The sequence below is a fragment of the Vibrio sp. 2096 genome (assembly GCF_033339595.1).
Taxonomy (GTDB): Bacteria; Pseudomonadota; Gammaproteobacteria; order Enterobacterales; family Vibrionaceae; genus Vibrio; species Vibrio alginolyticus.
Genome location: NZ_JAWOUX010000006.1, coordinates 150,000 through 163,750, shown reverse-complemented (window position 1 = coordinate 163,750; position 13,751 = coordinate 150,000). Strand labels below are relative to the sequence as shown.

The following is a 13,751-nucleotide window of genomic DNA, read 5'->3' as shown; positions in this document are numbered from 1 at the left end:
TATTAAGGAGGAAGATGAAACCCATTCTTTTGGTCGATGATAGTAAAACAGTACTGCTTTACATCAGCAGTGCATTGGAAAAGCAGGGCTATGAAGTGGTTGCAGTTGAAGACGGAAGAGCGGCGCTTGAGGTGCTAACCCACCGCCCTGATATTCAGTTTGTGCTGAGTGATTTAATGATGCCTGGAATTAATGGTATTGAATTGTGTCGCCAATTAAAATCTAAAGTTAGCGAACGTTACATTTTCTTTGTTCTACTGTCTTCTAGAAATGACCAAAGTTCGATCGTGAAAGGCATTGATGCTGGCGCAGATGATTTCGTAGATAAGAAGACGTCTGTAGAGGAACTTCAGGCCAGAATCCGTGCGGGGTTTCGTACTTTAGAACTGCACAACAAACTCGTTGAGAGAAATAAAGAGCTAGATGCGGCCTATCAAACAATTCACCAAGACCTACAGTCTGCTAGTCATCTGATGGAGCAACTACTCCCTGCTGAATCAACTATTCAGAATGTAAATTTTAGCTATGTCTACAAACCATGCTCCCAGATTGGTGGTGATATGTTGGGGTATTTGGAGCTCGATGAACGACATGTTGCGTTTTATGTATTTGATGTTTCTGGTCATGGTATTTCTTCAGCTTTGATGGCTTTTTCTATTCAACAGACGCTATCTCAAAGTCAGGGGCCTGATTCGATCACGATGGAGTTGAGAGATGACGGCTATTGCGTAAGTGAGCCTGCATCTGTGATTGAACGGCTAAATCGGCGTTATCAGCAAACTAGAAACAGTCAACTTTACTTTACTATGGCTTACGCCATTCTTAACACAAAATCAGGGCAACTTAGCTATTGCACGGCTGGCCACCCCAGGATCTTAGTTTGGCGAACGAGTACGAAAACGATGGAACAGATAGGTGACGATAACTTTATCGTTGGTGCAATGCAGCCGATGGAATATATCGGTAACCAAATTAGTCTGGATGAGGGCGATGCATTGTGGCTTTATTCGGATGGTTTGATTGAAGCGAGGCAGGGTGAGGAGATGTTTTCACTACAACGATTGGCATCGAGTATAAAAGCTGTTTGCACGCTGACAGTTGAAGACCAAGTGGGAGACGTCTTTAAAAAAGTACAATCTTGGCATAACGAAGATGAGTTTGATGATGATGCCAGCCTTTTACAGGTAAAATGGCATGGTGAGAGGCTCGATTTTAAGGAAAAGAATGTCAAAGAGCGAATTTAAACGAACTTACGGTAGCTCCCTTACTCACTCACGAAGTGCGAGCAAAGACGTTGTTCGGTTTTTGATGGGTCATCAAATCCCCTTAAATGCAATTCAATCATTGGAGCTTTGTGTCGTTGAGCTCATGAATAACGCTTATATTCATTCTTACAGTGAAATAGAAGGCCTGCCAATTGAAGTGGAGTGTAGGGTTGGGGATGACCAAGTGTCCGGTTTCGTGGAACTGAGAGTCTCTGATTGCGGAGCGCCGATCAATGAAAAGACGTTCATCCAACATAAAAATAAACAGATTGAGGCACCTAACTTAATGGATGACGATAGTTGGTCCTCCTCAGGTCGCGGACTGATGTTAGTCGCTCAATTATCTGACCTGTTTACATTGGAAAAAGGTTTCGAAAACAATACGTTTGTTGTAGTGAAAAGGAATAGGGAGAGAAACTAACAACCAAGCAAAGTCGATTTGCTTCACTTGGTCCCTAGCGTTAATCTGACGGTTGCGTTGTATATCATTGTTATTTTGTATTCGTTGTTGGTGCCGGTGATAGTAACGCCTCCAACTCTTCTGGTGTTAGAATATCACTGATGTTTAACATATTACTTTCATCATCTAGCGCCATCTTTGTACGGCTAAGTAAGTACCTTTTTTGAGTTGGTGTTAAGTCTTTGAGAGACTCAATCAACTCCCTGAAATTGCTATTATTCATTGCCATATTTCCCCCAGTTAAGCCTTGAATTTCTTTATTGCATATTCTTCAAGTAAGTGAAGATTTGTTGATTAATTGCAGCTAGCTCTTTAGTAACTATAGCTATATCTGAGCTATCTGGCGCTGTATCGTTTCTGGTTTTTTCTTCTATTCTTTGAAACGCAATGACCGCGGTGTCTTCTCCGAAACTCTCTAGAATGCCCTTTAAACTATGAGCTAATAGATAGAGTTCTGACCAACATTTGCTTGCATATAGCTCATCTATACGCTCTATATCATTCGTGTGATCTTCAAGGTATGTAGAAAAAACAGTGACGATCAGATCTACGTCGTTATCCATGTATGTATTGAGAACATCAAAATTAATCATGTATACCCCTATTAAACGTTGAGGTAGAGGAATGTTTCGGATAATGAAGGCTTAGCCGAAGGTATGAATGGCATAACCAGTATTTGAGCAGAAATAGTTTGCTTGTCGCTTGAGATAAACTTACAAAAAGAAAGTCATTGTTAAAGATATTTTGACTTATATCCAAACGGCAATGGTCGAAATGTAGGGATGAAAAAACTTCAACTCGCGTGTTTTTAACACAAGTAGCAAAGGGGATGTTTCCAAGTAAAACGCCGAGTCGGTAAGTGTCTTGCAGTCCTAGTTTAAGGCTATCGTTACATACGGACGCCAGACGTTCGCCAACTTTGACTATTCCTTCAGTCAAGGCTAACTCTCCTCATTAAGTACAAGTATAAATTAGCAATCTAGTTGCATATTGGCAAGTAATCTACGGCAAAAAAGGGACTCGCGTCCCTTTTGTATTACTAGCTTTGCTTAGAGTCCTGTTCTATTTGCTTCATAAGCTCGTTGGCTTTCTTCATAGCGCGTCTTGCGCTTGAAGTCCTTCGCTTATTAAGCAATATATCGGAGAAGCGTAAGTATTTATCAGCAGTTTTGAATCTTAAATCGTTAACATCCTGAAAACCAATAGGAAAGTTTTTCGAGAACAGATCCACATCCTTCACTAAGTTATCGAGATGAGTTGTCGTCCTTGCCTTTTCTAGGCGAGAATAAAAGTTTTCAAACTCTTCTTGGAACAGGATTCTAGCGGCATCTTCTGGAAACGGTAGAGGGCTGTTGGAATCTAGCGCTGTCTCATATAATTTCATTTCCAGCACTGCATCTTTCATCGCATTACTTATCTGTAAGTTCTCTTGATGCTCTTCTACGTTTGAAAAGAAGGTGTTCCCAACCTTAATAAGAGCAACAAGTGCAGCTGCGTCTTTCTTTTTGAGTGCTTCAGTGAGGTGCTGACCGAAAACATCGCTAGATAACGAACTTGGCGTGAAAGGATAACCTTGATGAATCTGATTTAACTCATCCTTGAGCTCATAGATGGACTTACTGCCGTCTTCTTTACTGTACCGAGACTTTTCAAGTTGACTGTTGATTTGCCTTGCTATCGAAAGTAACGTGGAGTGCTTGCTTGACTGAATATCTAAGGCAAGAACTTCTATTTTATGTGAGTCAGGGTAGTAGATTTTTGCTTTATCAAGTATGGACTCAATTTCATCATAATTCGGGTAGTTGTTGGCATCAGAATTCAAAACCTGATCAATTTCAGATTCAAACTCGCTGAGAATATAGGTCTTGTGTAAGCGTAATAAGCCAGCCTTAACGACTGGATGTAAGCTTTTTTCACTATCAATCAGTGCCAAACTTTTTTCTGCTGGCGTATCAAGCTGCCACTCTTGTCCGGCAATTTGATCATTTTGCTTGCTAATAACGGTTTCCAAAGTGGCGATGGTTTCTTGTTGCTGCTGATAACCAAATACAATTCCGCTAACTAATAATATACTCGCTGCCGCGCCGCTAGCGATAGGCCAATAGCGCATATTCAATTTGCGTTTCAACTGCTCAGGGGTCAGCTCGTTCGGAATGATGCCAGTTGAAAATACGCTTGAAAATATTGGCCACTTAGATGCGGGCATGTTAGTTGGTTTAGAGACCTTGATCTTCTGTTTGAGAGCTTCATTAACTGGAGTTCTTGCGTAAGGGTGTTTGCAACTCAATAACTCGTAAACAATACAAAATAGAGCAAACATATCGTCGCTTAAGTTCGGTTCCTTACCGGATAACAGGTTGAGTGATGCATAGTTGGGAGTATAACCAAGCGTTTCAACATTTTCGGATTTACGTTTAGCCGCATATTGATCCTGCTTTAATTGATGAGTTTTAGATACACCAAAATCAAGCAGCTTAACGTTACCCTCAGACGTTAAAATCACATTAGCGGGCTTTAGGTCGGCGTGCACTACACCAAGAGAGTGAGCATATGAGAGTGCATCGAGTACCTGATTTAGGATTGATAAAGTTGCATTAAACTTCAGCCCATGGGGCCTAGAACGCTGTATTAAACTCTCTAATGTTTCTCCGTTAATATACTCCATAACTAAAAAGTATATTTCGCCATCAACACCAAAATCAAAAACCCTAATGATATTAGGGTGGCTTAACCTTTGAGTTTGTTGAGCTTCACGTATTAACATGCGTGCAGTCTCTGGTTGAGAAGCAAACTCTTTCTGTAATATTTTTAACGCAACGTAGGGTGTTTCTGAACCTGAAGATTCAAGAATCTTATCTTTAGCTAAGTAAACATCGCAAAGCCCACCATGCCCAATAACCGACTCAATTTCATACCGATTTTTAACGGTCGTTCCTATTAAGCTTTCGTTAATAACATCTTTGTTATTATTTAATGAGTCATCTTTATTGTTTTTTTTCTTATTAACTAACGGAGTGTTTTCTTTTTGAGACAGTTTTGTATTTGTTTCATTTTTATTTTTAACGGAGGTTTCATTATTAGTGAGTTTGGTTGATTTAATTGCATTGTCTCGTTTTTGAGTCTTTACAATTTTAGTTTTATCTCCGCTTTCTTCGTTATTTATAGAATTGTTTTTATTACTGTCTTCCATCACAAGAACTCCGTATAAATGATGGGGGAATATATACCTTTCTGCTCAATGAAAAGTCATTATGTTAGAATTTCTCGGCCAAACTAACATTCGTTTTTTTATTGATGAAAGTCTAAGTGTCAAAAATTTGAACTTGGTTGGATAATTAAAATTGTTGAACAATACGTGATTGCTTTGATAAAAAAATGATTCATTATTCCGTGCATGATTTTCAATGGCAGTATTAAGATTTTTATTAATCTTACTGTTAATAAGAAAGCAGTTAATAATAAAATTAAAAATAATATCTAGCAGGTCTTTGGCGAGGTTTACATGAAGTTGGTTTTAACCATAACAAGTTTTCACAAATTTACTCCAGAGATTGAGAGTGAGTTCGTGTTTGAATCAAGTGATGAACATGCCAAGGTTACATTTGGTAGGTCTGAACAATGTGATTGGACACTACCAGATCCTGAAAGAGTGGTATCCGGAACCCACGGAGAACTGATTAAGTTTGGTGACAAATACTTGATAAAAGACCTCTCAACGAATGGTACTTTTGTAAATAATGCTGTAACTCCTGTGGGTCAAGGAAATGAAATAGCACTAAGCGATGACGATATGGTTAGCTTAGGGGATTATCAAATTTCAGCTTCTATTCAAACAGATACAGATGTATTCAGTCTTGAGACAAGTAAAAGTCTTTCTAGCGCACCCCCTGAAGTAGTCTCAAGTCCATCGGAAGCAGAATTTGTTGACCTAGGCCTTAGTGCTAGTGAACTCTTAAACGAAAGTGTTCCTTCTGACTTTCAGCTAGATATTGGTTTAGTCGATGATTTTATTGATATCCCAAAGCCCGAAAAACAGAGCACCGTATCTGAAACTTTACCGAAAGTTAACCGACAATCAGAACACCTATCGACTCCCAACTTTGATACCAATGGGGGTGAACTTGCGGCTTTTGTTAGAGGGGTGGGTATAGATCCAATGATGATTCCCAGCGATAACCGAGAGGAATGGTTTGAACAACTGGGGGAGTCATTTTCTTTGATGCTAGTTGGTTTAATGGAAACACTGCATAACAGAGCAGTGTTTAAGCAAACAAATCGACTTAGTCATACCGCATTTCGTAAGTCAGAAAATAACCCTTTAAAGTTTTCTGCAAACTTAGAAGATGCGATTCATAACTTATATAACCGTCAAACTGCTAGCTTCTTAAAGCCAAATGCAGCCATTAAAGAAGCATTTAATGACATCGAAAGTCATGAGCAAGCCTTAATGAAAGGTGTTGAAGGTACGGTTTCGAGTGTTATGTCACTTGTTGAACCTACTTCTATATACTCAGATGCTTTAGCGAAAGACACGGTTATTAATAAGGTTATTCCAGCTAGAAAATATGCTCAAAGTTGGAAGAGGTTTGAGGATATTCATGAAAAGCTATCCGATGATATTATCAATAAAGAGTCTCCGTTCTATTTAGAAGACTTCGCTAAGCACTATGAATTAGCAATAAAAAACAAAGGCTAGGAATTTGGGTGATGAAAAAGTTTTACCAATATATTTTGTTATTAATTTCAATGGCTTTATTTGGGTGCTCAGCAGCGAACCTAGTTGTTGATCCATACTCAGATTTAGAAATAGCAGCAAGTCATAACATTAATCCTGATTCAAACGGCAGGCCTTCTCCTGTAGTGGTGTATGTATTTGAATTAACGTCAAATACCATTTTCGAAAGCCAGGACTTTTTTTCTATTTATGAAGAAAGTGAAAAAGTCTTAGGACCTGATTTAGTGAATAAATATGAAGTTTCATTAACTCCAGGTCAGAAAGAAACATATCAAGCAAGTATGTCTCCAAAGACAGAATATTTAGGCATTGTCGTAGCGTTTCGAGATATTGAAAACTCAAATTGGCGACAAGTCATTAAAGTGGATAAGACCGGTTACAACACATATCAAGTATTGTTAGAAGATCTGTCTTTGGTCGTTAAATAACGTTTAGTTGGCTAATTATAAATGACGCAATACTCCAAGACGGCTTGGTGCGAAGGAATGTTTTTACGTCCCCAGCACTTCCAACAACAAGAACGCGCAACCTCTCAAGAATTCAAGGGCTTACATCAGTTAGGTGGGGCTTACAATTGGGGAGTTTGGAAATGTCGAGTAAAAAAACACGCGCTAAAAGATGGTCTTATTGAACTTGAGCATCTTGAAGCTGTTTTGCCAGATATGACGTTGGTTAATACGTTAATATCCAACGATTCAGTTTCGTCTCTACTTATTGATAAAAACACTGAAAATACGTTAGTAAAAATAACTCTCCCTCTTTCAAGTATTACAGGTAAAAACGTTTCGGATGTAAGCGAATCGATCGTCTCTCGTTATGTACTTCAAGATATCGACGTGATAGATAACCTTACAGGACAAGATGAAGAAACCATCCAAGTTGCAGCCCTTAACCTAGAGTTGAAAGCGAGTAATGACAAATTAGCGGGTTATGTGGAGTTACCTATCTTAAGGATCAAAGAGGTAACTCCTGAAGGGGAAGTTATACTAGACGATGAGTACGTTCCTCCGCTTATCAATCTCCTTAGCGACAAAGTTATGTCAGCCTATCTACGTAACGTTATCGCGATGACAAAGATGCGTGCTGACGTTATTGCGCAGCGCTTGATTAAGGGTAAATCTGCATCGGCATCTGCTGTTGATTTCATCATGCTCCAAATGCTGAACCGATATGAGGCGAAGTTAAAGCATTTCAGTGAGTTAGATAGGTTACATCCACTGGAATTAGCGACGACACTTAAAGGTTACATTGGTGAGTTAGCCACTTTTTCTAATAAAACTAAAAGAGTCCCAAGTTTGCTTGCGTATGATCACTTAGATGTATCAAGTGTTTATAGCGAGTTGAATCAGATACTCAGTCAGTACCTCAGTGTTGTTCTTGACCAAACTGCGACCAAACTTCCGTTGGAGCCTCGCCAATACGGTATTCAAGTGACGCCGCTTCCAGATAAACGCTTGCTTGAGTCATGCCAATTTGTGCTAGCAATTAAAGCAGACACCACAACAGATGAAATAAGACGCCTGGTCCCAGCGCAACTCAAGTTTGGCCCGGCAGAACAGATTCGCGATCTAATTAATAATCAGATCAACGGTATAAACGTAGTGCCGTTGAGTGTCGTCCCGAGACAGATTCCTTACCAAACGGGCTATGTTTATTTCGAAGTTGTCAAGAAAGGGCCATTTTGGATGAGGCTAAAAGATAGTGGCGGTATTGCGCTTCACCTATCAGGGCATTTTCCGAATGCTGAACTTGAGCTTTGGAGTATTAATCAATAGGCGCGCTCTGTATGGAACAAACGATAGTAAAACCAACACCGGGTGGAAGAGCACCCGCATCGAAACCACAATCAGAAAAGTCTGTGGATAATACCGTAGTTATCTCAAAAAGTCCTGAATTGGTGAACAATGATTCAGTGGTCGCTTATGGGAATAACTCTCTACTAGCAGAGGCGAATGGCCTGTTATCTATTATCGGTCAAATTCGCTCGACAGCGACTCATTCCGATCCGTTGTTTCTAAAAGAGACATTGGCACAAAAGCTTAGAGATTATGAGAACCGATTACGTCAGCATGACGTTGATTTGGATACCATTGATACAGCTCGTTATTGTTTATGCTGTTCACTAGATGAAGTTGTCCTTAACACCAATTGGGGTGGGAATTCATTCTGGAGTCACGATTCATTACTTAGCTCCTTCTATGCTAGCAGTCAAGGTGGGGAAGCGTTCTTTAAGCATCTTGATAAGTGCATGGCGAAACCAGATGTGAACTTAGATTTGCTTGAACTAATGTATGTGTGCTTATCTCTCGGGTTTCTGGGTCAATACCGTTTAGAAAAAAATGGACTGGAATCGCACCGGAAATTGAGAAGACAGGTTATTGCTACTCTTAAGACTTATGGGAGAGGAGTCCCTCAGGAACTAAGCAATAGTATCGACCAACACATTTTGAATGGCTCAAAGGCTTCTGATAGAGCTCCTCTTTGGGTTGTATGTTCTGTAACGGCGGCACTATTGGTCTGCATATATATGTATTTTAGTTATGAGCTAAATAAGGCATCCAATCGCACCTTTTCTCAATTAGTCAATTTGATTCAACCGCAACAACTTAACCAAGATGCAACGTCAGAATCAAAATCAGCGCCAATTGCAGAAAAGATTTCAATGTATCTAGCAACTGAGATCGGTAAGGGGCTAATCAATGTTGAGCCGCTGCAAGACAGGGTAAGAATTTCGTTAAAGTCTCAAGATCTATTTGAATCAGGTAGTGCTGATGTTGTCGCTTACATCCAACCCGTTATTTCTAAGCTTGCGAGAACATTGGAGTCGACCCAAGGCAAGATCATTGTTACTGGTCACACCGACGATAGGCCTATTTTCACGAGTAAATATCCCTCGAACTGGCACCTATCATTAGCTCGAGCCACTGCTATGTCTGAACAACTGATCTCGAATAGTGCATTAGAAGGGCGAGTGATACCCGAGGGATTGGGGGATGCAAGACCATTAGTTGAAAACAGTAGTGATGAAAACCGAGCTATTAACCGCCGGATTGAAATCGACCTTCTTGTCGCGAATTAATAATAGGTAGATAGAGATGCGTATTAAAGAAATTGGCAGAATATTTACTCAAAGATGGTTTCTCGGTCTTATAGGTGTCGCTGCTTGTTCTATTTTCATTTGGGTTGTTGGTCCACTTATTGCGATAGCGGGATATGAGCCCCTAAAGAGTGACTTTCAACGGCTAGTCACTATTCTAGTGTTGGTGTTGCTTTGGGCGATATTTAACGTTACCAAGCAGCATAAGCAAAAGGTGAAAGAAGACGAAAGTATTCAAACGTTGCTTGAGGTTGATAGCCTATCAGATAAAGAAGCGGCAAGTGAAATTGACTTAATGCGCGAGCGTATTGAGCAAGCTGTCAAAGTAGTGACGAAAACACACAAAGGCAAGAGAAGCTTGTATGACTTACCGTGGTATGTGTTGATTGGCCCTCCTGGAACGGGGAAAACAACCGTATTAAAGCAGTCGGGGTTAGAGTTTCCATTAGGAGACAGCCTTGGCTCTGACTCTATTGCCGGTGTAGGTGGCACTCGCCACTGTGATTGGTGGTTTGCAAATAAAGCAGTTCTTATAGATACGGCTGGCCGGTATACGACACAAGACAGTCAAGAAAAGGTCGACTCTAAAGCGTGGCATGGTTTCTTAGGATTGTTGAAAAAGTATAGAACGCAAAGACCAATTAATGGTGCGATTGTTACGATAAGTTTAGCCAGCGTGATGTCTCAGACTCGAACCGAGCGAAGTCTTCATGCTCGAGCAATTAAGTCGAGACTTCAAGAACTGAAAAACCAGTTAGGCATGCAGTTTCCGATTTACGTATTGCTCACCAAAATGGATTTAGTTGCCGGTTTCAATGAGTTTTTTGCCGATTTAAGTAAGGAAGAGCGAGAGGAATTATTTGGTTTCATGTTCCCTCGTGAAGTGGATGATGAAAGAGGCGTTATTTCTCTATTCAACAAAGAATTTCATGGCATGTTGGAGCGCCTTGATGCCCGTATGCTTAGAATACTTGAAACAGAGGACGATTTAGATAAACGCGCGCTTATCTTTGAATTTCCAAAGCAATTAAGAGTGCTACAAGCTAATCTTGACGAGTTTTTAGCTGAAATTTTTGCACAAAACAGTTTTGAAGAGCCTGCCTTGATTCGTGGTGTGTTTATGTTGAGTTCGGTTCAAGAAGGCTTACCAGTCGATAAGCTGATGAATGAATCAACCAATGGACTTGGGTTAAATCGTTTAGCTCTAGCAAAGAGTCAGACTGGTTCTCATAGTTATTTCGTAAAGAATCTTTTTGACAAGGTTATTTTCAAAGAGCAACTGTTAGGAACAGTTAATCGTCACTATCAAAAGCAGTCAGGTTGGATGCGTCGAGGTGTTTACATTGGATGTACAACGCTACTGCTAGGAGCTTCTGCGCTTTGGTTTATGAGTTATAAGTGGAACTCACAGTTAATTGTCGATACCAATGAACAAGCGAGCCATATTGATGCAATGATTGGCGCTCAAAGTTTAGATTTTGAAGCGGATATTGTTTCAGCTGTAGAAACATTAGATAGGTTGATGACGCTTCCTCTCGGAAAGCAAAGCGACTACGGTGATGCCGACTCTGTAAAGAGGTTTGGTCTCTATCAAGGAGACAAAGTGTCTCAGGCGGCAAACAATGCATATTCTGATGCTTTGACCCAATATTACGCCCCTCTGCTTCTTGATAGCTTGGTGTCAGAAATGGAGAGCAATCAACAGCATCGTGAGTATTTGTACGAAACGTTAAAAACGTATTTGATGTTATTCAATCCAGACAAATATCAACAAGATGAAGTGTTGGCTTGGTTTAACTTTTATTTCGAACGTCAATATCCGGGTGAGCTAAACGCAGACTTAAGAAGACGTTTGCTACAGCACACTCAATATTTATTAGGCAACGATGGACAAGGCTTTACTTACAACACTGCTGCCGTGACGAGTGCTCGAGAAGTGTTGACTCAAATGTCTCTACCTGAACGTGCTTATCAGCGAATGAAAATACAATTTTCTAAGAGTCATGTACCTTCATTTCGCTTGACTGATGTATTGGGACCTAAAGGGCTTGAGCAGTTCGAGCGAGCTAGTGGAAAACCGCTATCACAAGGCATTTCGGGTTTCTACACGTACAATGGTTTTCATAGCATTTTTCAGATTCAGATCAACCGTACAGTAAAAAGCCTAATGGAAGAGAACTGGGTTTATGGTGACGATCTTAAGGCTCATGAAATTGATCAAGATAGTGCCATCCAAGGCGTTCAGTCTCGATACTATCAAGATTATGTTAATGAATGGAAAACGTTGATCGAAGATATTCAATTGAAGCAGGCTCCGAGCCTAGAACTTGCGACAGAGCAAGCGAGGGTTTTATCTGGAGTTGAAAGACCAATCGAATCTTTGTTGAGAGCAATCCAAAAAGAGGTTGCTCTATCAAAAGTATCATTGTCAGAAAATCAAAAAGCCGCTTCTGAAGTTGCTGGTAAAGTTGCCAAAGTTAAGTTTTCAAATACGGCAGATAGACTAGACATGTATTTACCTGAAGAAAACGGCTTCAATGTTGCTCTGCCAGGTAAAGAAGTCGAATCGCATTTTTCAGAGATCTTACGCCTTGGTGAGCAAGACTTTGATGATATTCAACAAGCAATGGTTAACTTGCGTTCGTATTTAAGTGACTTATCAAGCTCTGGTAACAATCAGAAAATTGCCTACAAAAGTATTTTAGATGGAACCGTTACACAAGATGTCGCAGCTTCCTTCGCTCGTGCTAAAGAACTTTTGCCGAGACCATTTAATCAATGGCTAGGTGAGCTTTCTCAAGAGTCGGTTAAGTTTGCGGAGAGCGGTTCGAAGGATCATCTAAATCAACTTTGGGTAACACAGGTGGTCCGCCCTTATCAGCGGACTATTGCTGGCAGATATCCATTCGAGCCCAACGCGAGCAGAGAAGTTAGATTGAAAGACTTTAAGCGATTCTTTGGTTATGGAGGTACGCTTGACGCATTCTTCCAAGAATACCTCGAACCGTTTGTGGATACTTCGAAAAGTCGTTGGCGATTAGAAAAGGAAATTGGAGTTCGTCCAGAAACACTAATGGTCTTTCAAAGAGCGCAACGTATCAGGCAGTCTTTCTTTGAATCTGATAATTCATTACGCGTAGAGTTTGGGATGAAGCCTGTTTATCTAGACCAGCACATTACTCGATTTGTCTTAGAGTTGGGTGGACAAGATTTGGTTTATAAGCATGGACCAGCAAGAGCTAAATCGTTGAGTTGGCCTGCCGGTCAAGATCAGACTCGAATTGTGTTCACACCACCTGAATCTAAACGCGAAATTGCGCATACCTATGAAGGTGAGTGGGGCATATTCAAGCTTTTGGATCAATCACTTAAAGCAAGGCCAGAATCGCGTAAAGACAATATAGTTATGATTGATTTAAAGGGAAATAAGGTGCAGCTAGAGCTTATTCCTTCTAGTGCCATTAATCCGTTTTGGTCAAATGAAATGGAGAGGTTCAGATGTCCACGAACCTTATAACATCAGGCTGGGGCTATATCGGTAAAATGCCTGCAAAAGGGGACTTTGTGAAAGATGGTTTATCACAAGATTTCTCGGAGCGTTGGCATGATTGGCAACAGGCGGTTATTGCAGTCAGCAGGGAACAACTGGGTGAAAGCTGGAATGAGCACTTTTTAACGGCTCCTGTGTGGCACTTTGCTTTGGATATTAGCTATTTAGAAGACTCAACCTACATTGGTAGCATGATTCCTAGTGTTGATGCATGCGGTAGATACTTTTTCTTTACTATAGCTCGTGCCGTAAAAGGTGAAGCTGCGCAATATTGGGGTGACAGAGCTTGGACCGAGGACAGTGCCGCTCTTGCTCTTTCAGTACTTGAGGACGACTTTGTCTTTGATGTTTGGCATAAGAGTACTCAAGAAAAAAATGACCTCGTTGCGAATGTAACAAGTGAAGTGAAGCCTCTAGAGTTTCTTTATCAAAGCCAAATATCTACAGTTTTTCATGATCACGGCAATACTGATCAAAACACGCTTTTGAATTACCTCATTAAAGAAAAATTGAGTAAACCATGTTTTTGGTGGACTGAAGGTTCAACGAAGGTTGAACCATGCATGTTCATTACTAGTGGATTTCCTTCAATTGGTCAGTTTTCAGCCATGCTTGATGGCGGCTGGAAAAAGTGGAATTGGTAG

11 protein-coding genes are annotated in these 13,751 nt (G+C 40.4%); 8 read left to right on the top strand and 3 right to left on the bottom strand.

The window, feature by feature from the left end; translation table 11 throughout:
• Positions 1-14 precede the first annotated feature (14 nt).
• Both R7Q41_RS13715 and R7Q41_RS13710 read left to right on the top strand, forming a co-directional pair.
• The gene (locus R7Q41_RS13715) at positions 15-1,244 is read left to right on the top strand and encodes a PP2C family protein-serine/threonine phosphatase (RefSeq protein ID WP_005387548.1); all 1,230 of its coding nucleotides are present in this window, start codon (positions 15-17) and stop codon (positions 1,242-1,244) included.
• A complete protein-coding gene (locus R7Q41_RS13710; RefSeq protein WP_025998580.1) occupies positions 1,225-1,686 on the top strand; it encodes an ATP-binding protein in 462 nt (153 codons plus the stop codon). The genes R7Q41_RS13715 and R7Q41_RS13710 overlap by 20 nt, the downstream gene beginning before the upstream one ends.
• 70 nt (positions 1,687-1,756) lie before the next feature.
• Here the strand turns inward: R7Q41_RS13710 and R7Q41_RS13705 are convergent, their stop codons facing one another.
• The 3 genes from R7Q41_RS13705 to R7Q41_RS13695 all read right to left on the bottom strand — a co-directional run bounded on the left by R7Q41_RS13705 (position 1,757) and on the right by R7Q41_RS13695 (position 4,915).
• Complete coding sequence (locus R7Q41_RS13705; protein WP_025767706.1) at positions 1,757-1,948, bottom strand: hypothetical protein; 192 nt, start codon at positions 1,946-1,948, stop codon at positions 1,757-1,759.
• Positions 1,949-1,982: 34 nt separating this feature from the next.
• Positions 1,983-2,318 (bottom strand): Hpt domain-containing protein, encoded by a 336-nt coding sequence (locus tag R7Q41_RS13700; RefSeq protein ID WP_031781126.1) that lies wholly within the window; start codon positions 2,316-2,318, stop codon positions 1,983-1,985.
• A gap of 446 nt (positions 2,319-2,764) precedes the next feature.
• On the bottom strand, positions 2,765-4,915 hold the full coding sequence (locus tag R7Q41_RS13695) for a serine/threonine-protein kinase (protein ID WP_270054860.1): 2,151 nt from the start codon (positions 4,913-4,915) through the stop codon (positions 2,765-2,767).
• Positions 4,916-5,227: 312 nt separating this feature from the next.
• Between R7Q41_RS13695 and tagH the strand changes: the two genes are divergently transcribed.
• Genes tagH through tagF form a run of 6 tightly spaced genes read left to right on the top strand, consistent with a single transcriptional unit; the run spans position 5,228 to position 13,751 of the window.
• A complete protein-coding gene (tagH, locus tag R7Q41_RS13690) occupies positions 5,228-6,421 on the top strand; it encodes a type VI secretion system-associated FHA domain protein TagH (RefSeq protein WP_318144525.1) in 1,194 nt (397 codons plus the stop codon).
• An 11-nt stretch (positions 6,422-6,432) separates the two neighbouring features.
• Positions 6,433-6,888, top strand: a complete 456-nt coding sequence (gene tssJ / locus R7Q41_RS13685; protein WP_017820223.1) for a type VI secretion system lipoprotein TssJ — start codon at positions 6,433-6,435, stop codon at positions 6,886-6,888.
• 21 nt (positions 6,889-6,909) lie between these two features.
• The gene (gene tssK, locus R7Q41_RS13680; RefSeq protein WP_270054861.1) at positions 6,910-8,235 is read left to right on the top strand and encodes a type VI secretion system baseplate subunit TssK; all 1,326 of its coding nucleotides are present in this window, start codon (positions 6,910-6,912) and stop codon (positions 8,233-8,235) included.
• Positions 8,236-8,246: 11 nt separating this feature from the next.
• Positions 8,247-9,539 carry a type VI secretion system protein TssL, long form gene (tssL, locus tag R7Q41_RS13675; protein WP_005375939.1) on the top strand — a complete coding sequence of 431 codons (1,293 nt, stop codon included), beginning with the start codon at positions 8,247-8,249 and terminating at the stop codon, positions 9,537-9,539.
• Positions 9,540-9,555: 16 nt separating this feature from the next.
• Complete coding sequence (gene tssM / locus R7Q41_RS13670; protein ID WP_047100988.1) at positions 9,556-13,074, top strand: type VI secretion system membrane subunit TssM; 3,519 nt, start codon at positions 9,556-9,558, stop codon at positions 13,072-13,074.
• Positions 13,056-13,751 (top strand): type VI secretion system-associated protein TagF, encoded by a 696-nt coding sequence (gene tagF / locus R7Q41_RS13665; protein WP_005375944.1) that lies wholly within the window; start codon positions 13,056-13,058, stop codon positions 13,749-13,751. Before tssM ends, tagF begins: the two co-directional genes overlap by 19 nt.

Bases quoted from the DNA above. Each gene is read 5' to 3' on its own strand.
- R7Q41_RS13710 (WP_025998580.1), top strand. From the start codon at position 1,225: ATGTCAAAGAGCGAATTTAAACGAACTTACGGTAGCTCCCTTACTCAC.
- R7Q41_RS13705 (WP_025767706.1), bottom strand. From the start codon at position 1,948: ATGAATAATAGCAATTTCAGGGAGTTGATTGAGTCTCTCAAAGACTTA.
- tagF (WP_005375944.1), top strand. From the start codon at position 13,056: ATGTCCACGAACCTTATAACATCAGGCTGGGGCTATATCGGTAAAATG.
- tssM (WP_047100988.1), top strand. From the start codon at position 9,556: ATGCGTATTAAAGAAATTGGCAGAATATTTACTCAAAGATGGTTTCTC.
- R7Q41_RS13695 (WP_270054860.1), bottom strand. From the start codon at position 4,915: ATGGAAGACAGTAATAAAAACAATTCTATAAATAACGAAGAAAGCGGA.
- R7Q41_RS13715 (WP_005387548.1), top strand. From the start codon at position 15: ATGAAACCCATTCTTTTGGTCGATGATAGTAAAACAGTACTGCTTTAC.
- R7Q41_RS13700 (WP_031781126.1), bottom strand. From the start codon at position 2,318: ATGATTAATTTTGATGTTCTCAATACATACATGGATAACGACGTAGAT.
- tssL (WP_005375939.1), top strand. From the start codon at position 8,247: ATGGAACAAACGATAGTAAAACCAACACCGGGTGGAAGAGCACCCGCA.
- tagH (WP_318144525.1), top strand. From the start codon at position 5,228: ATGAAGTTGGTTTTAACCATAACAAGTTTTCACAAATTTACTCCAGAG.
- tssK (WP_270054861.1), top strand. From the start codon at position 6,910: ATGACGCAATACTCCAAGACGGCTTGGTGCGAAGGAATGTTTTTACGT.
- tssJ (WP_017820223.1), top strand. From the start codon at position 6,433: ATGAAAAAGTTTTACCAATATATTTTGTTATTAATTTCAATGGCTTTA.